We start from the raw sequence: 20,789 nt of genomic DNA on the forward strand, positions 1-20,789 counted from the left end.
AGCGAGCATCTGGAGGGGAAATCAACCACAACTCACTACCTGGTAAATAGCAACAAAGTATGTGAAAACAGCCTTATTAAATGACCACTAAGTGACCACATTTATTGCTAAAGGGCTCTTTTTAGCTTATGAAAAGTTCTCTGCTGATGAGTCTTATATATTCTGGGTAACATGACTATATTTATCTAAGGTTATGGAAACATTTGAATGCCCTAAACTTACTGATACCAATTTAGGACTTTCTTCGATCTTCAACATCATAGTGCATGTGTATGGCGTAAATCATGGAATCGAAACTTCTTCATTCCTGCAAGAAGAAGTTTTGAACAAACAAGGATTAAGATGAGCTGTCCATCGGGTGGCTTTTTATTATGAATTTAAATTTAAATGAGACGAAGAATCAGAATCTAATTAATCTTTGAAGTGGTATAAAGGATAGGATTTTATTTGTAAATGATATTGAAAGCCGGACCTATTCATGTGGGTAAAATCAATCAATTCTCGCTGGGAATCTGTGTTGTTGGTAATTGCCAATATGACACTATGGATGAAGGCTACTCTTGCAAGTGCAGAGCTTTACGCTGCGCTTGTTAAGGTGGGATAAGAAAGTATGAAAGCCCATAACGAAATGCCAGGTTATAGTTGGAAAACCTATTGTGAATATAACGCAGTGATGCTTTTGATTGGAAAGGTTCGAAAACTCCAGCCAAACCATCTCCGGCTGCTTATACTATCCAAGACGGTTATACTTAATTGTATTTTTCACCAGTAAGATGCGATTAAAACATAACGATAATAATTGAAAGAAACGTTCGGCTTCCCGGAAAATGTGGATTGATAAAGCTCTTGAGCTTGCTTTCTTCGATTAAATGGAAAGGGTTATTATCCTAGTAGCTTGTCTACACCATTTTTTTGTAAAAGCATAAATAAAAGGAGTTTTTGTTTAAACAAATTTTAATAAGAATGGAGAATCATGATGGCCAATGGTTGTAATCAAAATCCGTTAGGGACTTGTTCAGAAGCGGAAGTGATCAATACAACTGCAAACGGGAATGCTTCTCATGCCGAAGGAATCAATACAACTGCAAACGGGAGTGCTTCTCATGCTGAAGGAAGTGAAGCAACTGCGGCTGGAAACGCCGCTCACGCTGAAGGATTTCAGACTTTGGCAGTTGCTGATACAGCGCACGCAGAGGGAACTGCAACCACAGCAAGCGGAGTGGCTTCTCATGCAGAAGGTTTTGCAACAAATTCCAGTGGACCCCATTCCCATGCTGAAGGGAGCAATACAACATCAGCCGGAGCTAATTCTCACACTGAAGGTTTGAATACACAAACAACGATTAGCGGTATTAATGCTCACGCAGAAGGAGAAGGGAATACCGCTACCGGAAGAGCATCCCACGTGGAAGGAGGCGGTGTAGATCCATTGGGTAATCCAGCACCTAACTTAGCAAGTGGAATTGGTTCACATGGGGAAGGAGTTGGTACAAATGCCACTGGATTTGCCTCTCATGCAGAAGGCGGGACTCAGGATATTACATCCCAGTCTGGTCCGCAAGCTTTGGGAGATTTTTCTCATGCTGAGGGGGTAAATACTTCAGCTAGTGGAGGTGCTGCTCATGCCGAAGGATTTGGAACATCTGCTAGTGGTCCTGCTGCCCATGCAGAAGGGGTCAATACAATTTCAAGTGGAATTGGTTCACATGGGGAAGGAGTTAGTATAAATGCCACTGGATTTGCTGCTCATGCCGAAAGATTAAGCACAATTGCCAGTGGGGATTCTTCTCATGCCCAAGGGGAAGGCTCTAACTCTATTGGGCCCCGCTCCCGTGCGGAAGGGCAAAGTACAATTGCCATTGGAGAAGCTTCTCATGCCGAGGGTGTTGGAACAACCGCGAGTGGTTTTGCTTCCCATGCCGAGGGACAGGCCACAACGGCGAGCGGAGATACTTCCCATGCCGAGGGGAGTGGTACAACTGCCAGTGGAATTGTCTCCCATGCCCAAGGATCTGGAACGTTTGCAGATGGAACCCTTTCTCATACCGAAGGTTTTCAAACTTGTGCTAACGGTTTAGAAGGTGTACATGTAATGGGACGACTAGGAGGTCCAAATCCAGCTGTTGATCTTAACTATTCATGGTATCTCGTAAACGGGGTAGCCCAATGTGATCCGGCTGGTGTAGTAGCCAAAATCCTAAATGACGGTAATGCTTGTTTCGATGGAACAGTAACTACTGCTTCAGTTATAACCGCTGCTGGCGCTTGCGATTATGCCGAGATGTTTGAAACTGCAAATGGCCAATCGATTGATGTGGGTTATTTCGTAACTTTAAATGGTGAGAAAATCCGAAAAGCTCATTCGAATGACGACTATATTTTAGGAATTACGAGTTCCAATCCAGGGATACTGGCAGATACGGAAGATCCGGCTTGTAGTAAATATTTACTTGACGAATGGAATCGACCGATATTCGAAGATATTACCCTCCCTGCCGTAACAGACCATGAAGGGAATACCATCGTAGAAGAATGTACCGAGGTGAGAAAGAAAATAAATCCTGATTGGGATCCGGAACAACCATGCAACTCCCGACTCGAGAGATCTGAATGGGTTCCTGTTGGTCTTGTGGGAAAACTTCTGGTTAGGGATGATGGAACTGCCCAGGTAAATGGCTACTGTAAACCAAATGATGAAGGAGTTGCTACAGCAACGGAAAATGGATACAGGGTTATGAAACGCACAGGACCAAATCAAGTATTAGTGATGCTTAACTCCATTTCTCCAATTAAAGAAATTGATATTGTAGAAAAGGTAGAAAAACTAGCAAAGTTAAAAATCCAAGGATTTTTAACGGATGAAGAGTTTCAGATTCAAAAACAAAAATTATTATATTTATGAAAAGCTTAGTCCTATTTTTAGAATAACAAACAAAAAAAATAGAAACAGCTAATCTGATTTCTCAAGTACAAAGCCATTTTCAAAAGAGATTGGCTATGTTAAAGATAAGGGGTGTATAAAGTATAGATTATTTTTGAAACACTAAAAATGACTTTGATGTTGGGTTTTCCTTTATTCTTATGTAAATCCATCCAATAATGTTTTAAAGGGTTTTGGAAATTGCGAGTTAATATAGAAGAAACTATTCGGAATATGATATTTGAAAAAGAAAAAAACTATCCAAGTGTGTGCTGGATTTTTAATATTCAAGTGACTTAAAAATAAACCCCATTGGGTGGCCACATGAATGACAAAAATTTGCTATTTGGAAATGAAATGTCATGAATTTATTGGATGGGTAATTTTAAGCAAATAAATAAAAGTTACGAATGTGGAAGTAGCGAAAATATATGAAATCAACTTTTTTAAAACCCGATTATGCAATTAAAAGCAATGGGGATCCTCATGTAAATAGGGTTCTCTATTGCTTTTTTTCATTCCAATTTATTAGAGTTTTCTATGAATGACAGGGTTAATCCGTGAAATCCCCAGGTCCAACACTTATCTTCAATAATAATACTGGGGATTAGGTTGAAATTGATAGTTGTATGACGGGGCAGTATACATTTGGTTATCATAGTGATTAATATATTGCGGGTATTGCTGACTGTCTCTTTCGGCCGCTCGATCGCAGTTGGCTGGCGGACCGATGAATGTTGATGGTTGAACCGGTGCAATTACTTTTTTCCATTGGTTTTCATCGATACAATACGTATGCGCCATAATATTTGCAGGCGTCAATTTCAAAATATCCGAACCCAGGATCACTTCAGGTGTTGGTGCATTAAAAATGGCAAGCAGATGGGTGTTATCAGTATTGGCTACTTCATAATGCCACCAACCTGGTGGAACATTGGCTACTTGACCGGGTTTAATGGGGTAATTCTGTATTTGTTTTGTAAAAGGATTCAGTAATGAAACGGTTGCAGCTCCAGAAATGCAGTACACTAGCTCTGCAGCATTTTGGTGATAATGCGGTTCTACGACATTGTCGGTACTAAGGTAAATATCTAATAATGAAACATTTTCGAGTGTGTTCAATTGTTTGATACCTAATACATTTATATAGTTTTGATTGTTTTTTTTAACGAAGGTGCTCTTGTTAACATCGAAAAAGTATTGTGTAGATGGTGAAGTATAGTCCATATAGGAGACCATGAATATATCATTCCTTTTCTGGAGACTTGATCTTGCCAGGATATGTTAGTTTTTATTTTAATGTTCAATCACAGAGTGGGTAATTGCTTATTGTTCCTAATGATTGTTTATGAATGCTGCATATCCGTTAAAGGACACAGGGAAAAAAATTATTATATAATAGCCTGTTGAATGGAAAGCAATTGAATCAAACCAAATGGTAATTAGAGAAATATTATTTTTATATACTTTAAAACCGAAACTGCTAATCTGAATTTTGGATATAATCAAACTTTTAGTAAGAGAAATTTTCCCATTGCAGGACTTTAAATTACAGTGATATAATGTTCTCTGTGATTTTAAAGTTTAACATAGGAAGTGGCTAAATTGTCGAACAATTCGAAAGAAAGTAAATTCGTTCCGTACGTCTCTGCATCAAAATCTCTACCGGAATTAACTGCAACGGCAGTCATTCTAGGGATCATTCTTGCAATCGTATTCGGTGCGGCAAATGCATACTTAGGCCTACTTATTGGTTTAACTGTCTCTGCTTCAATACCCGCAGCGGTAATTTCAATGGCTATCTTAAGAGGGGTTTTTCGCAGGGATTCAATTTTAGAAAACAATATTGTGCAAACGATGACCACGGCAGGTGAGGCAATTGGTGCCGGTGCTGTATTTACCATTCCAGCATTATTCATGTGGGACATGGACGTGAGTCAAGCATTCATCATTTTCGTTGTATTAACTGGGGGGTTTTTAGGGGTCTTCATGATGGTTCCCCTTCGCCAGCTTTTGATTGTAAGGGAACATGAAACATTACCATATCCTGAAGGTACGGCATGTGCCGAGGTTCTGAAGTCAGGAGAAGAAGGCGGTACAAGTGCCAAATTAATCGGAGCCGGTTTGGTTATCGGCGGTATGGTTAAAGGGCTTGGTGATGGTTTTAAGCTTTTTAAAACAGAGGTTGAAACAGGAATCACAAACTTTAAAAATGCGGTGGTTGGTCTTGATGCCTTTCCTTCCCTTTTGGGTGTAGGTTATATCATTGGACCGCGTGTTGCAGGACAAATGCTAGGTGGAGGGCTATTAGCATGGGTCGTTCTCATACCGGCAATCAGCTTCTTTGGCAGCAGCAATGGAACAGCCATTTTCCCTTCTGATGTACCGATCGGTGAATTGGATGCATGGGGAATTTGGGATAATTATATACGTTATATTGGAGCTGGTGCTGTTGCAACTGGCGGATTGATCACATTGATCAAAACATTACCTATACTTTTCAGTTCAGTTTTTGATACCCTTAAAGGCGTAAAAGCCAATAAAGGGCAACTTAAATCGGGTTCGATCCGTACTGAAAAAGACATCCCGGCTAAGTACGTTTGGTTGGGAACGATCATCGTTATTTTAATCATTGCTTTCACACCAATAACAGATGTAGGAATCATCGGTGGGATTGCAATTGCGCTTTTTGGATTTTTATTCGTGACGGTGGCTTCAAGGGTTGTTGGGATCGTCGGAAGTTCTTCTTCCCCTGTTTCCGGGATGACCATAGCCACACTATTGATTGTAGCGATTGTCTATAAAGCTATTGGTTTTACTGGTACGAATGGAATGGTAGCGGCTTTAACTGTTGCTGCGATCATCTGTACTGCTCTTGCGGTTTCCGGTGATGTTTCCCAAGATCTAAAAACAGGTTATATTGTGGGCGGAACACCATGGAAACAACAAGTTGCCATGATGATCGGTGTCGTTGCGTCTGCTTCTGTCATTGGTTTTATCCTGGTTCTAATGGACAACGCTTATACGATGGGATCTGCAGAACTACCTGCACCTAAAGCGGCACTTATGAAAATACTTGCTGAAGGCGTTCTTGGGGGAGATCTACCTTGGACCCTTATCTTTATCGGTGCGGCTATTTCTATCACATTAGAGTTTTTCGGTCTGAATTCACTTGTTGTTGCAGTCGGCATTTACTTGCCGGTTCATACTAGTGTCCCAATCATGATCGGTGGATTTATTCGTTTCTTCGTTGAGTTCTTTTCGAAAACGAAAGAAGCGCTTAAAGCACGTGTTGATAGGGGTGTATTATTTGCATCTGGTTTAATAGCAGGTGAATCATTGATTGGTGTACTTATTGCCATATTGATTGCAGCAGGTGTCCAAGTCCCGGCCACGGCTAAATTAGCCAGCAATTTGCTACCATTCTTACTATTCCTTGCTCTAGCTGGATTGCTATGGTTCGTATCCAGCAAAGGGAAAAAAGAAGATGCTTCGTAAACGCCAATCAAAAAAGAGGAACCTGTTAACCATGGTTCCCCTTTTGGAAAAACGCGTCACAATGGAACAAGAATCTTTGGAAGCAACTTTTTTAGTCATTCAACGGACCAATTTTGTGGAACGAATTACGATTCGTTTCCTTAAACAACCATCAGTCCGTAAAATCAAGCTTGATAAGTTTGGGGCATTTGCCATTAAACAAATGGAGTTCCAAAGCAATGTCAAACAGATTTCTGAAGCGATGAGTGAACATTTTGGTGAGGAAGCAGAACCAGCCTTACCTCGTTTGATGAAATTTTTGGAAATCCTTGAGGTTCATGATTGGATCATATGGGATGATGAAGTAGGAAAATGAGACAAGATAAAAACACCCCCTGAGTCGTATTTATAATAAATACGAATTTGGAGGTGTTTTTCTTATAGGAACAAGAGTGCATTATTTGGAAGAGATTAAGCGGAAAGCAATAGGGCTAAAACAGCAAGGTGTAAAAACCGAACGATAATTGATCAGTTAGGGATAAAGAATGTACCCCAGACGATCCAGATTGAAGGCGGTCATTATATGGCCAGCCCATGCATCTCTGATTTTAATGATTATGTAACTAAAGCAAAATCCAATTAATTGTCTGGACATTCATATAACAAAACTTTACCCTGGATAAGATCAACCTTATTTGGAGTTTTTAGTTAGGAATCCCTTTTTGAAATAACCATGAAGCAGGTGCATATAACAATGAAAGAAACAAGTTATGATGAGATGCTAAACATCAAGACGGAAGGGGAACAAAAAATTTTCAATGATTCTTTGCATTACCATCGATACGAACCTACGCCATATAGTGCATTAGAACATTTATTCAAAAAATACCCACTAAAAAGAAATGATCGCATTGTGGATTTTGGATGTGGTAAAGGACGATTGAATTTTTTTATCCATCACTTATATCAATCATCTGTGGTTGGCGTGGAGATGAATGAAAACTACTATAAAGAAGCGATTGGGAATCTGAATAACTATAAGAAGAAAAGGAAAAACAACAATGGCAATATAGAATTCCACTGTTGTTTAGCGGAAGAATATGATATTGATTCGAAAGACAATCGGTTTTATTTCTTTAATCCGTTCTCAGTACAGATCTTTATGAAAATCATCAATAATATTTTGCTTTCCTTTGAAAAAGAACCGCGCCAAATCGAACTGATTTTATTTTATGGGTCACAGGATTATATTTTTTTCCTCGAAAATCAAACCGCCTTCGAGCTGAAGGGCGAAGTGATATTACCAGGCTTGACTGAATTTAATCCTTATGAGAAATTCGTCATATACCAATTGTTAATTTAAACGGATCCTCGTTTTTTGGTTGTTATCATGTAAAAATAAAAGCACCCAAGCCTATTACATTGATGCTTGGGTGCAAATGAGTAAACGAGCCAATGGATGCTTAATTTACAGCATATTGTAAAGTCTTTTGAGGCCGTGGCTCATATTGTTTTTCTATATAAATTTGATGCCAAATCATAAAAGTCAAAATGGTCCAGAGCTTCCGGCTGTTGTCCGTTTTATTATTTACATGGTTTTCAAGTAATTTCATAATTTGCGGTTTGTTAAAAAGATAGTCAGTTGGGCTCTCCTGGATTAACTTTACTGCCCAATCATATAATTCATCCTTTAACCAATGGCGGATAGGCACTGGAAAACCCAGCTTCTTCCTGCTCCATACATGTTCCGGCACAATCCCGCGGGCAGCTTTTCGAAGCATGTATTTGGTCGTTCCATTTCTTACTTTTTGATCCATACTAAGTTTTGAAGCCGTATTGAATACGCATTTATCCAAAAATGGAACTCTCACCTCTAAAGAATTCGCCATAGACATTTTATCTGCCTTCAATAAAATATCACCTTTTAGCCAAGTTTGAATATCAATATTTTGCATTTGGGTAATAGGATCATAACCTAAAGAACTTGAATAGATTGGACTTGTCACTTTTTCATTTTCTAAACCATTGAGATAATTCACTAGTAAAAGTTTTTTCTCTTTCTCGTCGAATATGTTTGCGTTTCCGATATATCGATCTTCTAAAGGTGTTACTCCACGCTCTATAAAACTCTTTCCTTTAACCCCTTCTGGCAAAATAGAGGAAAGTGTCCTCAACACGTTGTTCAACGGTGCAGGTATATGGGAAAACATGCGCAGGGAATGGGGCTCCCGGTATATATTATATCCGCCGAATAATTCATCTGCACCCTCACCGGACAAGGCGACTTTAACGTGCTTTTTAGCTTCCCGTGCGACAAAATATAGCGGAACGGCAGCGGGGTCTGCTAAAGGGTCATCCATATGCCAGATAATCTTTGGAAGTTCTGCCAAGAATTCTTCAGGACTTATGATATAACTTATATTTTCTACATTCAAAGCGGCTGCTGTCTCCTGTGCAACGTTTATTTCACTGTATCCATCTCTTTCGAACCCTACAGAAAAGGTTTTGATCTTAGGATTAATCTGTTTTGCGATGGAGCAGATAAATGATGAATCAATCCCACCTGATAGAAAAGATCCAACCGGAACATCACTTCTCATATGTACGTTCACCGAGTCAATTAAGGTTTCTTGTATTTCTTTTATGACTTTTGAATCTTCTATACTGGAAGGGCGAAAAGTAGGTTTCCAGAACTCTTTTATATCCATTTTCTTTCCGGGCTCTTTTGTGAAATAATGCCCAGGTGATAACTTTTTAATGTTATTGGATAAGGTAGATGGTTCGGGAACATATTGGAAGCTGAGAAAATGCTGTAATGAATTCACGTCCAACTCTTCATTCATCGCTGTCAAGATACTCTTTTTTTCTGATGCAAAATATGTGACATTATCTTGTTCACAATAGAAAAAAGGCTTGATTCCAAAGTGATCCCTTGCCCCAAATAGTTTTTGTTCGACTTTATCCCAAATGACAAAAGCGAACATGCCGCGCAGTTTCTGGACGGTTTGCTCTTTTTGGCTACTATAGAGAGCCAATATTACTTCAGTATCAGAATCCGTCGTGAACTCATATCCTTTATCAATGAGTTCTTTCCTTAGTTCAATATAATTGTAGATTTCGCCATTAAAAATGATCCAATATCGTTCATTTTCATATGAAAGAGGTTGGTTACCGTTATCTATATCGATTATGCTCAATCTTCTAAATCCAAAATTTACAAAATCATCAAAAAAATAACCTTCATCATCCGGACCCCTATGGGTAATGATCGTGTTCATCTTCTTGATCGTTTCTTTCATATTTGAATTTATGGCTTTCGGATATTTTTGAATACATCCTACAAAACCGCACATAAAATCCACCTGCCTAATTATTTATTATTAAGAGATTTCCTAGTAACTTTTATCAAGATTGCAATTAAATATATAGGCATAAAGTTGTATATCGATCTAAGTAGTAGAATATCTCTAGTCTACTAGGTTAGATTATTATTCTATATTTGTCAATTTTACTCATTTGTTGAATTGATTTGTAAGTATTTTAATATGGTATAAGAATCCAAACACGCAATAAAAAGAGGCAATCGTTATAATTGCCTCTAAATGAACGGATATAAAAAAATATATTCAATCCCAAATCGAAATGCTGAATAAGAAGCACACAAAAAAACGGGCTGCCTTTATGAAATAGGCATCCGTCTTCTTTTAATTATCATTCAATAGTTCCGTTCGATGACAAAGTGTGCACGATCGCCTCTAAAGAGAGTTTTAGAAAATTCAATGACCGATCCATCAACCTCATATGTGTAAGTTTCTAATGAAAAACAAGGTGAACCGTTGGGTACATCCAATTTGTCAGAAATGGAATCGTCGGCTAGTGAAAACTCCAAGTGTTCGACCGTTTTTTTTACTTTTAAATTGAATTGTGTTTCAAGTACTGTAAAGAGTGACTTTTCACAGGCTTCGATATTAAGCCCGGGTGTTTTATACCAAGGCAGATAGGCAATTTCATATTGAAGGGGGACATCGTTTACGTAACGAATCCGTTCCAGTTTGTTTACTGGATCTCCAATATTTTGCTTGAAAAGCTTGGCAAGGGTAGCATTTGCTTCAATCACCTTTAAGCTAATGACCTTTGTAGAAGGATTTTTTCCTTGCATCGTGATTTGCTCTGAGAACTTTTCAACCGTGCTTGTAAGAAATTGCTTCACTTTATTTTCCGAAACGAAAGTCCCTTTACCTTGAACACGGTAGATGTAGCCTTCGACTGTCAATTGCTGTAAGGCCGTGCGCACTGTTGTCCTGCTTACTCCGTATATTTTACAAAACTCAGCTTCAGTCGGTAATTTTGTATTTGTTTGATACTCGCCATTTTTTATGAGATCGATAATCGATTCCTTAACGATGGAATGCAATGCCGCTTCTTTATTCATGGTCTCCACAGTGATGCCTCCTTTACTCATTCCAATATATACATATAGATTATATCGGATAAGTTCAATAATCAACTTTAAATCGAAAATTTGTAATAACAAATTAAAAATTGTGTTGATATTTTTTCGATTTGTAACTACAATATATATATGGAGGTAATAATACCCAGTTCAAAAATACCTTTCAAGGGGAGTGATAAAACAAAGGAACATCATTTATTATAAAATTATGGTTCTATTTTTACTGAAAATACTGAAAAATCAATCATTAAAAGGGGGGTAATTTCAATGAATATCTTATTATGTTGTTCTGCAGGGATGTCTACCAGTTTATTAGTTACCAAGATGGAGGAAAGCGCTAAAAAACAAGGGGTGGAGTGTCATATATGGGCTGTTGGTTCTACAGAAGTGAACAATGAAATGGATAAGGCTGATGTGATTTTATTAGGTCCGCAAGTTCGGTATCTTCTTTCCAAGTTACAGGAGGCGGGAAAGGAAAAGGGAATTCCGGTCGCAACCATCAATCCAATGTTCTATGGTCTATGTAATGGTGAAGAAGTACTAAAACAAGCCACTACTTTAATAAAAGGAGAATAAGGATATGATGACTTTTATTGATAAGTATATTATGCCTGGAGCGGTGAAAATAGGAAATAACCGGCATCTGCTCGCGATTCGTGACGCATTGATTGGAATGATAGCGATTACAATGATCGGGTCTTTTGCCGTCCTGTTCAATAATCTTGGGCAAGTCATCAAGCCTTACGGAAGAATGATGGAGGCCATTTTCGGTCCAGCATGGAATACGCTAGGCGGTGATATTTGGTTTGGAACCTTTGCATTCATGACGGTATTCGCTGTATTCGGCATTTCTTATAAACTAGCAAGATCATACGGCGACGATGGTTTTGAAGCGATGCTGGTTTCCTCGGCCTGTTTCTTCTTATTATTACCTCAAATCGGAAATGTCACTTTAACCATTGATGATAAGGATGTTACAGGCGGGGCATGGGGTTTCGTAAGCGTGAACTATTTTAATGCTACAGCCCTCTTTACAGGAATAGTCGTTGCCTTAATAGCAACCGAAATATTTGTGAGACTTTCCCGAGTGAAATATTTAGTCATTAAGTTGCCTGATGGAGTACCTCCAGCGGTAGCCCGTTCTTTTGCAAAGTTAGTGCCGGGTATGGCAACGATTCTTGCCGCTGGTGTATTCGGACTGCTATTCCGTAAAGTTACGGATGGACAGGTACTGAATGACTGGCTGAGTAAAGTGATTGTATCTCCCTTACAAAGTGCAGTAGATTCATTGCCATTCGCTATTTTACTAGTATTTCTTGTTCATTTATTATGGATGATTGGTTTGCACGGACCAAATATCCTTGGAGGGATAACAACACCGCTTTTTGAAAGTTCGGGTGTGAAAAATATTGATTTATATGCAAAAGGTGTCAAGGACATGGACCAATATGGGGTATTGGCAGGTTCTTTCCTGGATGCATTTGTTTATTTAGGAGGATCTGGTGCAACATTGGGCCTCATCATCGCAATGATCATTGCCGGCCGGAAACGTTATAAACAGATGATTGCACTTGGAGGGGCACCAGGGGTTTTCCAGATTAACGAACCTATCCTATTCGGATTGCCTATCGTTCTGAATCCAATGTGGTTCATTCCATTTGTTCTCGGTCCGGTAATTACAACGGTGATCTCTTATATCGCGGTAAGCAGCGGAATGGTTTTCCCGATCGTCGCTAAGATTCCATGGGTTACCCCTCCGATCGTGGGTGGATTCCTGGCGACAGGCGGGCATGTGTCCGGAGCGGTCTTGGCTGCAATCAACTTAGTCATTTCAACAGCGATTTATTTACCATTCGTTTATGCTCAAGTGAAGATGGATACCAAAAATAGAACAGAGCTTACAAAAGATTCAGAAACGCTAAACGTTTAAGAAAGTAGTGATGAAAATGGAAAAAGAAGAATTATACCAGCTATCCTTTCAATTGATTTTATATAGCGGGAATGCGAGAAGCTTTGCAATGGAAGCGATGCAGGAAGCAAAGAAAAAGAATTTTGATTCTGCTCGTTTGAAAATCGCCGAGGCCGAAACGGAATTACTGCAAGCCCATAAATACCAAACTCAATTAATCCATGCAGAGGCGGGCGGGGACCAATTTGATCTTCCCATTATCCTGGTGCATGCTCAAGATCATTTAATGACAGCGATGACTGTAAAGGATCTTGCAATAGAAATGATCGATCTGCGCGAAGAATTCTTACATGCAAATGTAGTGAAAGAGAGGACTGCTGAATGAGAAAGGGTCTGAAGATTGTCACGATTGGCGGAGGTTCGAGCTATACGCCTGAACTGATCGAAGGTTTTATCAAATATCATGAAAAACTTCCTGTGAGTGAAATTTGGCTCGTGGACATCGAGGCGGGAAAAGAAAAGCTTGAAATTGTCGGGAACTTGGCAAAAAGGATGATTGAAAAGGCTGGAGTGAATATTGAAGTCCATCTCACGCTAGACAGACAGAAAGCGCTTAAAGGCGCTGATTATGTAACAACCCAGCTGCGGGTTGGCCAGCTCGCAGCAAGGGCGCTTGATGAAAAGATTCCATTGAAACACGGAGTGATCGGACAGGAGACGAATGGACCAGGCGGGCTTTTCAAGGCTTTTAGAACGATTCCCGTCATTCTGGATATTGCTCATGAAATGGAGGAATTATGTCCGGAAGCATGGCTGATTAACTTCACGAATCCTGCAGGAATGGTAACGGAAGCGGTTCTGCGTCATAGTAATATTTCCAAGATCATCGGCCTTTGCAATGTTCCGATTGGTATGGAACGAGGTGTTGCGGATTTAATGGATGTAGAGCCATCAAGAGTCCGGATCGACTTTGCTGGCTTGAACCATATGGTTTACGGCTTGGATGTATTCGTTGATGGCGAGAGTGTCAAAGATCAAATCATCCATTTGATTACAGATCCAGCTAAAGCCGTCACGATGAAGAATATCCATGCAATGGGCTGGGAACCGGAATTCCTAAGAGCGTTAAACCTATTTCCGTGTCCATACCACAACTACTATTATAAAACGGGAGATGTACTAGCCCAAGAATTGAAGGATGCAGAAAAAGGGGAAACACGTGCAGAGGTCGTTCAAAGACTTGAAACAGATTTATTCGAGCTATATAAAGACAAGGATCTGGCTATCAAGCCGCCGCAGCTTGAAGAGCGCGGAGGTGCGTACTACAGTGATGCGGCAGTAAGGTTGATTTGCTCGATGCATACAGATAAACGTGATATTCAAGCGGTAAATACCATCAATCATGGTGCGATTGAAGGCATTCCTTATGGATCTGCGATTGAAACCAGTTGCGTGATAACCAGGGATGGTCCTAAGCCAATCAATGTAGGAGAGCTTCCAGTCGCTGTTCGCGGTTTAATTCAGCAAATCAAATCCTTTGAAAGGGTGGCCATCGAAGCTGCAGTCTCAGGTGACTATGATACTGCGTTGCTTGCCATGACGATTAATCCACTCGTTCCTAGTGATCGGGTTGCGAAACTTATCTTAGACGAAATGCTGGAGGCACATAAAGATTATCTGCCGCAGTTTTTTGGGAAAAAGGAGTTGCAGGATAATTTATCATGATTGAAGTCCTTGTAAATGCAGATGATTTCGGGTTAACTAAAGCGGTGAATTATGGGATTTTGGATAGCCACAAATATGGAATTGTCAATTCAACAACCATCATGATGAATGCGAAAGCAACGGAACATGCGATTGAATTAGCAAAGAAGACACCGTCGTTGAAAGTAGGTATACATTTAGTGCTAACATGGGGAAAACCTCTGTTGAACGACGTGCCGAGTTTAGTTGACGAATCTGGTTTCTTTAAGAAGCAAGGTGTGGTGTATGAGAACCCTACTCGTATTTCCTTGAGAGAATTGGAGAGGGAGTGGTCAGCACAGATCGAAAGATTCTTGGAATTTGGTCTGTTTCCAACTCATTTCGATAGCCATCATCATGTACACGGAATAACAGCATTTCTACCGGTTATTCAAAATCTGTCTGATAAATACGGATTGCCAGTGCGTAATGCCGGAATGCACCTAGCTGAGGTTCAAACCGTTACAGATGTTTTCCTGGATGACTTTTATGGAGAAATGGTGGTTGAAGATTACTTTCAAAACTTGAAGGGGAGGGTAATTGATGGGGCAAGCGTTGAGATAATGACTCATCCTGCTTATATGGATGAAGAATTGATGGAAGTCTCCTCTTATAACGATAAACGCTTAAAAGAAACCCGGATTTTGACAAATGCAAAATTGCCTGAGGGATTTCACCTTAGATTCAGCATCAATCAGGTTAAGATTTGATTTTATTAAATGCAGCCCTTTAATTACAAAAAGGACCATTCATCAAAATGATGAATGGTCCTTTCAAATTCAAGATAGCTTTATCTTAAAATTAATAAGCGAGGCTGAATAGGGCTTTGATGTGTGATAGATAGCGAATATTACTTGCTTCTTTCATCAATGTAGCCGGCAGACCTTTAAGGGAAGTGTTATTGGCCCCAACGGTTGCCACTGCATCTTTACGGCCAAGGCTCGCAAGTGTACCTGAGTTGACAGGTGAAAATTCTTCAAGTTTCTTGCCTTCAAAGGCTGCATATAGGTTGTATCCAACAAGCTCACCCATTTGCCAAGCATTTTGTGCAGTAGGAGCGTATGGACGGCCGCCTTCTGGAGGGAAAGCAACGGCACTGTCTCCGACAACGAATACGTCATTATGGGATTTGGATTGCAAATACTCATTAACGGTTGCTTTGCCGCGATCCACTTCAAGGCCTGATTCGCCTACGATAGGAAGTGCTGCGACTCCGCCTGTCCAAACAAGCGTATTGGCTTCAATCGTTTGTCCATCTTTCAATTCGATTTGATTTCCTTTAACACCCGTTACAGGCAGACCTGTCAAGAATTCAACGCCGCGTGCTTCCAAGCTGGACATGGCACGTTCAATTAAGTGGTCAGGCAGGACAGGAAGGATTTTTGGGCCAGCTTCCACAAGCTTGATTTTCAAGTCCTTGAAGTCCACTCCGAACTTTTTGGCGATTTTAGGGAAATGATCCACGATTTCACCGATTAACTCGACGCCAGTCAATCCGCCGCCGCCGATTACAATTGTAGCGTCCGCTTCGTTATTCGTTTGTGCATATTCACGGATGCGATCTTCGATATGTTTGTAAATTTTGTTAGCATCATTTACGGATTTCAAGACCATGCTGTTTTCCTCAAGTCCCGGAATGCCGAAGAATCCTGTTTGGCTTCCCAAAGCAACAACTAGGGCATCATAAGATAAAGTGGAACCATTCGAAAGTTTCACTTCTTTTTTATCGACTGAGAAAGACTCCACTTTCGAAATGGTAAGATCGATATCTTTTCCTTTGAAAAGTTTTTCCAAAGGAATCGAAACAGCTTGTTCAGAAATGGATCCGCCTGCAAGACGGTGCAATTCGGTGATGATTTGGTGCGTTGGAAATTGATTCACCACTGTAACCTGCACTTCATCCTTATTGTAATATTCACGTACGGATAAGGCTGATAGTAATCCCGCATAACCCGCACCTAAGATGACGATTTGTTTTGACATAGTTAATCCCCCGTCCTTACTGATTGAAAGTTTATCAAATTATTTTTGGTTTTTGCGTTCTGAAGAGACTTCAAGAAAAGCTTGGGCAAAACGGAAAAGCATTTGTGCTTGCGGATCTTTCATCATTCTTAACAGACCAAAAAGACCGATCACATCAGTATTCGCTTCTGCACGATCCTTAGCTTCGATGGCATTAGCCGCAAGACCTTTCACTGAGCCCACTACAGGTATAGCGATCTCAGAAATGGCGCTGACCGTATCATTTTTCAAAACATCATCAGTCGCAACCGATTGAGCGAAATCATAAGACTTTGTTAAAATATTCACTAACTCAGTCAGTTTTGGTAACTGCTCAACTAAAGTGTTCAAGGATTCCTGAACCTCAGGCTTTAAAAGCTGATCTAGGATATCCAATTGTTCTTGGTTTGCAGAAATATTAAGTGTTTCATGTTCAGGTTTTGTGGCTACATCTACCATATCTAATTCCCCTTTAAACTTATTTATTTTGATTTATGTGTTTTCCGCCGATACTACTAATCATACGACTCTAATCTCTTAATTTCAAATAAATTTTTTGTGATAGAAATATAATTTTTCAGTTATAATTAAGAGTTAGTAGGTGGGTTTCTTAATTTATCTTAATATTCTAAAAAAACGTTGAGGTTATTGTGGTTATAATTCCTTAAATAAAAAAGTTTATTAGAAATAACCCTTGTCATTTACTATACTGATAGGGGGTGGCTTGAACTTTAGATTGTCCAATCAATTCATGACATGAACAATCAATATAGACACTTATAATTCTGCCTGTATGTTTGTTTTGTTATAATGTCCATAATCTTTGAATATGCAATGCTTGTATGGTGTCCAAGAATGTTTTATCTGATTTAGGGTAAATAATATTATCGGAATTGGAGATGATGCCCTTGGTAGAACGCAGGATGTTAAAGATCCGTGGAGAGAATATTGAAATATCTTCTAGGTATAGTGAGAAATATAGTAAATGGAATTGTACTGCTAAACTTCCCAACAGTTCCATAATAGCCTATTGTCGTGATAAGAATAAGCTTCGTGCTGAAACAGTTTCTATGAGCAGATTATTAATTACTTATGATGACTATAAAATTGTATGAGATGTAGTGGAATCAGCCGACAAAAAAAAAGGCGCACAACCTCGAAGATGATGGTTGGGTGCCTTTTTTTATTGTATCCAAGATGGTGTATCCCCGTATCGCCGGTATGGAAATAAATATTTTGCAGAACAGGTATTTGGAGATAGCTTTCGATTAGTCTCGATATCATGCCACATGCGATACTGCAATTTTGCTGTTACTTCGATCTAAAATATTAAAACGTCTATCCAAATCGATTATTTTACATTCCTTTTATCCAAAGTTTTAAATAACCATCAATTTTGATATCTTAAACTCAAATCTCATTTAATTTTAATAGCCCAAGTGTATAGTAGAAATATTTATCCTTTTCCTTGTTATTGTATACTAGTATTTATATACAAACCTCTTCTATTTTTCCCTTTTGGGACATAAGCTTTCAAATCACCATTTTGCCTTCTACCCTTTTTTTGCGAATTTTTAGTGAAGGGAAAATCCCTTTTTTTTAAAAGCTATTTTCTTAAGTGGAGATGATTGCAACAAAATTGTCGAAAAATATATCAGAAAATACTGAAAAGGAAAGTAAATTTATGTTAATGTATTTAAAAAGTGTCATTTTTTTAGTCCTGAGGAATAATTTGTTTTTCAGGAATCTCCATTTAAAAAATCGTTTAGATTGTAATGGAGTCAAAGTTCCATTTGGCTAAGGGAATATAAATAAAAACCTTGCCTTTTTATTACAGCAATCAGCAAGTGAATAAGGCTTACAGAATAAGATCACCTGGTGGTGAATTGATTTTGTATGTTGCTACAATAATCTGAAATGGAGTTGGTAGAATGGTGAATATTACTGGATATGGTAAAGCGACACAAAAAGCAGTGAATAATTTTGAGGAATTTGTGGGTTTTGAAATCCCTGCAGATTATAAACAATTTCTCCTCAAGCATAATGGCGGCATAACTGCGGTGCAAAACAGTAAGTTTTATGTAGATGCATTAGACACACTCGTTTGCTTAAATGTCCTTTATGGATTAGATCTTCAGGATAAAGAACTGGATTTACAGAAATGGCATGAAGAAAACAGGGAAGACTTACATAAGAATTGCATTATAATAGGTAATGATACGTGTGCAGGTAAAATTTTACTGATAAATAACGAAGTGGAAAAGGGAGTCTACTTCTGGGATCAGGGGTGGTATTCGGATCCATCAGGCCAGGATGAAAATATTTATAAAGTTGCAGAGAGTTTTCAATCCTTCATTGAGGGATTGAAAATCCCGGAAGAAATCTAATTTTATTTGCATCCCCTTGATTGGCTCAGGCCATTCAAGGTTTTTTATTGTAAATTCAAAAGCAGATTGATATGGGACGGAAATTATATGTAAGAGTGATAGTAAGCATTGTTATTTTAAAGAGGAGGAAAAGATGTATAAAATCTTTTTGGTTGAAGACGATGTCAAGATAGCTGGGAGCTTGGTAAATTATTTAAAAAGGTATGGGTATGAGGTTTTTGAAGTAAAGCAATTGGACCAAGTCTTTGCGGAGTTTCAAGAGATAAGGCCGGATTTGGTTTTATTGGATATTAATCTTCCATATTATGATGGTTTCCATTGGTGCCGACTAATAAGGACGGTTTCAAAGGTTCCCATCATTTTTATATCTGCAAGGACAGATGAAATGAACCCAGTCATGGCCATTGAATATGGGGGAGATGATTATTTAACAAAACCATTTCATTTGGAAGTGGTGCTAGCGAAAATAAAGAGTGCCCTTCGCAGGGTTTATGGTGAATATGCAGAAATATCTTCATTTCACCAACAAGTAAAGCAAATGGACGGATTAACCCTTTATACGGAAAAAGCGATGATTGTATTTCAACACAATCAGGTAACGTTAACGCAAAATGAGTTAAAATTATTGAGTTGTTTACTACGACAGTATGACACAATTGTCTCCCGTGAAGATTTACTTGAAGCCCTATGGAATGATGATTCATTTGTTGATGACAATACTTTGACTGTCAATGTCACTAGAGTACGGAGAAAACTAGAGGATATTGGCGTCAAGCATGCCATAACAACCAGCAGGGGAAAAGGATATCGACTAAAAATAGTGCAAGGTGAAGAAAAGTGAAGCTAAAATCCTTTATTATAGACCGTCTTTATTTTATATTTTATACCGTTCTATTGGTAAGCCTGCTTATTATTGCTTATGCATTAGCCGTTTTGGAAGCGGGGAATCACATATCGATTTCAAATATCTTCTATTTAATTATTCTCACGTTGTTTATGTTGCTTCTATTTTTAGCGGTCGATTACATAAGGCACTACCGTTTTTTGAATCAATTAGCAAGGATGAAGCAAGAACCGAGCTTGTCGTTTGAATATATCGAAGCCTTTAGGGCCCCCCTGTCAAATGAACAAAAGTTGTGGATGGAGCTTTTTCAACAAATGAACAAAGTAACAATTGGACAATTACAAGAACAAATCAAACAGAAGGAGCAATATGAGCTGTTGATTCATCATTGGGTTCATCAAATGAAGACACCTGTTTCAGTCATTTCCTTATTGATTCAAGAAGGCAAAAGGACATTTTCGAATGGGCCGATGAAGGGTTATCTTAAAGAGATAGAAGAAGAAAATGATCGATTTCGCAGAGGACTGGAAATTATATTGCATGGAGCAAGGCTGCAGCGTTTTTCGGAGGATGTAAAATCGGAGCGGGTTGACTTAATTGATCTAGTCAAGCAAGTGATTAACGAGGAAAAAAAACAGTTCATCAAACGGTTCATATACCCCAAGCTTGATACGGAGCTTGAGAATTTATATGTGCATTCGGATCGTAAGTGGCTTCACTTCGCCATTAGTCAGGTGGTCTTTAATGCACTGAAGTATTCAAGGCAGGAAGAGCATGACAGCATAACGTTCAACATTGTTGAAAAAGAGTCGGAGATTTTCCTAAGGATAACAGATCAGGGAATTGGAATTGTCCCACATGATGTAAAACGAGTGTTTGATCCTTTTTTTACTGGAGAGAACGGGCGAGTTCAACAAGAGTCAACCGGAATGGGACTATATCTAGTGAAGGAAATCGTTAACAGGCTTGGGCATGGCGTTACCATTCAATCGACTGTATCCGAAGGGACTACTGTGGAATTTCTCTTTAAGACAAATACCCTACATGAAAGGTGA

General features: G+C 39.0%; 17 protein-coding genes. 12 read left to right on the plus strand and 5 right to left on the minus strand.

Features of this window, described 5'->3' with window-relative positions; genetic code table 11:
- Positions 1–976 precede the first annotated feature (976 nt).
- Entirely contained in the window at positions 977–2,902 is a 1,926-nt protein-coding gene (locus ACFX4X_RS20430) for a peptidase G2 autoproteolytic cleavage domain-containing protein (protein ID WP_377385885.1), read from the plus strand.
- Positions 2,903–3,508: 606 nt separating this feature from the next.
- Here ACFX4X_RS20430 and ACFX4X_RS20435 read toward each other — a convergent pair.
- Complete coding sequence (locus ACFX4X_RS20435; protein ID WP_377385888.1) at positions 3,509–4,159, minus strand: cupin domain-containing protein; 651 nt, start codon at positions 4,157–4,159, stop codon at positions 3,509–3,511.
- A gap of 366 nt (positions 4,160–4,525) precedes the next feature.
- Here ACFX4X_RS20435 and ACFX4X_RS20440 point away from each other — a divergent pair, with 366 nt between their 5' ends.
- The 3 genes from ACFX4X_RS20440 to ACFX4X_RS20450 all read left to right on the plus strand — a co-directional run bounded on the left by ACFX4X_RS20440 (position 4,526) and on the right by ACFX4X_RS20450 (position 7,760).
- Complete coding sequence (locus ACFX4X_RS20440) at positions 4,526–6,418, plus strand: OPT family oligopeptide transporter (RefSeq protein WP_377385891.1); 1,893 nt, start codon at positions 4,526–4,528, stop codon at positions 6,416–6,418.
- The gene (locus tag ACFX4X_RS20445) at positions 6,408–6,773 is read left to right on the plus strand and encodes a PqqD family protein (RefSeq protein WP_061462486.1); all 366 of its coding nucleotides are present in this window, start codon (positions 6,408–6,410) and stop codon (positions 6,771–6,773) included. The genes ACFX4X_RS20440 and ACFX4X_RS20445 overlap by 11 nt, the downstream gene beginning before the upstream one ends.
- A gap of 378 nt (positions 6,774–7,151) precedes the next feature.
- Positions 7,152–7,760, plus strand: coding sequence for a methyltransferase domain-containing protein (locus ACFX4X_RS20450; protein WP_089364429.1), 609 nt, complete (start codon positions 7,152–7,154; stop codon positions 7,758–7,760).
- A 100-nt stretch (positions 7,761–7,860) separates the two neighbouring features.
- Here ACFX4X_RS20450 and asnB read toward each other — a convergent pair whose 3' ends face one another.
- Together asnB and ACFX4X_RS20460 are read right to left on the minus strand one after the other, a co-directional pair.
- The gene (asnB, locus tag ACFX4X_RS20455; RefSeq protein ID WP_317779168.1) at positions 7,861–9,750 is read right to left on the minus strand and encodes an asparagine synthase (glutamine-hydrolyzing); all 1,890 of its coding nucleotides are present in this window, start codon (positions 9,748–9,750) and stop codon (positions 7,861–7,863) included.
- Between the two features lie 362 nt (positions 9,751–10,112).
- A complete protein-coding gene (locus ACFX4X_RS20460) occupies positions 10,113–10,829 on the minus strand; it encodes a GntR family transcriptional regulator (RefSeq protein WP_061466026.1) in 717 nt (238 codons plus the stop codon).
- 288 nt (positions 10,830–11,117) lie between these two features.
- On the opposite strand from ACFX4X_RS20460, the gene ACFX4X_RS20465 reads away from it, so the two are divergent.
- Genes ACFX4X_RS20465 through chbG form a run of 5 tightly spaced genes read left to right on the plus strand, consistent with a single transcriptional unit; the run spans position 11,118 to position 15,212 of the window.
- Positions 11,118–11,426: a PTS sugar transporter subunit IIB gene (locus ACFX4X_RS20465; protein ID WP_061462489.1), complete on the plus strand. Its 309-nt coding sequence runs from the start codon at positions 11,118–11,120 to the stop codon at positions 11,424–11,426.
- A 4-nt stretch (positions 11,427–11,430) separates the two neighbouring features.
- Positions 11,431–12,780, plus strand: a complete 1,350-nt coding sequence (locus ACFX4X_RS20470; RefSeq protein WP_377385896.1) for a PTS sugar transporter subunit IIC — start codon at positions 11,431–11,433, stop codon at positions 12,778–12,780.
- A gap of 16 nt (positions 12,781–12,796) precedes the next feature.
- Positions 12,797–13,144 (plus strand): PTS sugar transporter subunit IIA, encoded by a 348-nt coding sequence (locus ACFX4X_RS20475; RefSeq protein ID WP_125163612.1) that lies wholly within the window; start codon positions 12,797–12,799, stop codon positions 13,142–13,144.
- A complete protein-coding gene (locus tag ACFX4X_RS20480) occupies positions 13,141–14,484 on the plus strand; it encodes a 6-phospho-beta-glucosidase (RefSeq protein WP_377385900.1) in 1,344 nt (447 codons plus the stop codon). Before ACFX4X_RS20475 ends, ACFX4X_RS20480 begins: the two co-directional genes overlap by 4 nt.
- A complete protein-coding gene (gene chbG / locus ACFX4X_RS20485) occupies positions 14,481–15,212 on the plus strand; it encodes a chitin disaccharide deacetylase (protein ID WP_317779179.1) in 732 nt (243 codons plus the stop codon). The genes ACFX4X_RS20480 and chbG overlap by 4 nt, the downstream gene beginning before the upstream one ends.
- A 91-nt stretch (positions 15,213–15,303) precedes the next feature.
- Here chbG and ACFX4X_RS20490 read toward each other — a convergent pair whose 3' ends face one another.
- Together ACFX4X_RS20490 and ACFX4X_RS20495 are read right to left on the minus strand one after the other, a co-directional pair.
- Complete coding sequence (locus tag ACFX4X_RS20490) at positions 15,304–16,485, minus strand: NAD(P)/FAD-dependent oxidoreductase (protein WP_377385903.1); 1,182 nt, start codon at positions 16,483–16,485, stop codon at positions 15,304–15,306.
- A 39-nt stretch (positions 16,486–16,524) separates the two neighbouring features.
- On the minus strand, positions 16,525–16,962 hold the full coding sequence (locus tag ACFX4X_RS20495) for a helical membrane plugin domain-containing protein (RefSeq protein WP_377385906.1): 438 nt from the start codon (positions 16,960–16,962) through the stop codon (positions 16,525–16,527).
- 1,472 nt (positions 16,963–18,434) lie between these two features.
- Between ACFX4X_RS20495 and ACFX4X_RS20500 the strand changes: the two genes are divergently transcribed.
- The 3 genes from ACFX4X_RS20500 (at position 18,435) to ACFX4X_RS20510 (ending at position 20,789) form a co-directional block, all read left to right on the plus strand.
- Positions 18,435–18,890 carry an SMI1/KNR4 family protein gene (locus ACFX4X_RS20500; protein ID WP_377385909.1) on the plus strand — a complete coding sequence of 152 codons (456 nt, stop codon included), beginning with the start codon at positions 18,435–18,437 and terminating at the stop codon, positions 18,888–18,890.
- A 133-nt stretch (positions 18,891–19,023) separates the two neighbouring features.
- On the plus strand, positions 19,024–19,731 hold the full coding sequence (locus ACFX4X_RS20505) for a response regulator transcription factor (RefSeq protein ID WP_377385912.1): 708 nt from the start codon (positions 19,024–19,026) through the stop codon (positions 19,729–19,731).
- The gene (locus ACFX4X_RS20510) at positions 19,728–20,789 is read left to right on the plus strand and encodes a sensor histidine kinase (RefSeq protein ID WP_377385915.1); all 1,062 of its coding nucleotides are present in this window, start codon (positions 19,728–19,730) and stop codon (positions 20,787–20,789) included. The genes ACFX4X_RS20505 and ACFX4X_RS20510 overlap by 4 nt, the downstream gene beginning before the upstream one ends.

Source organism: Peribacillus sp. YIM B13481 (assembly GCF_042787985.1).
GTDB lineage: Bacteria > Bacillota > Bacilli > Bacillales > DSM-1321 > Peribacillus > Peribacillus simplex_A.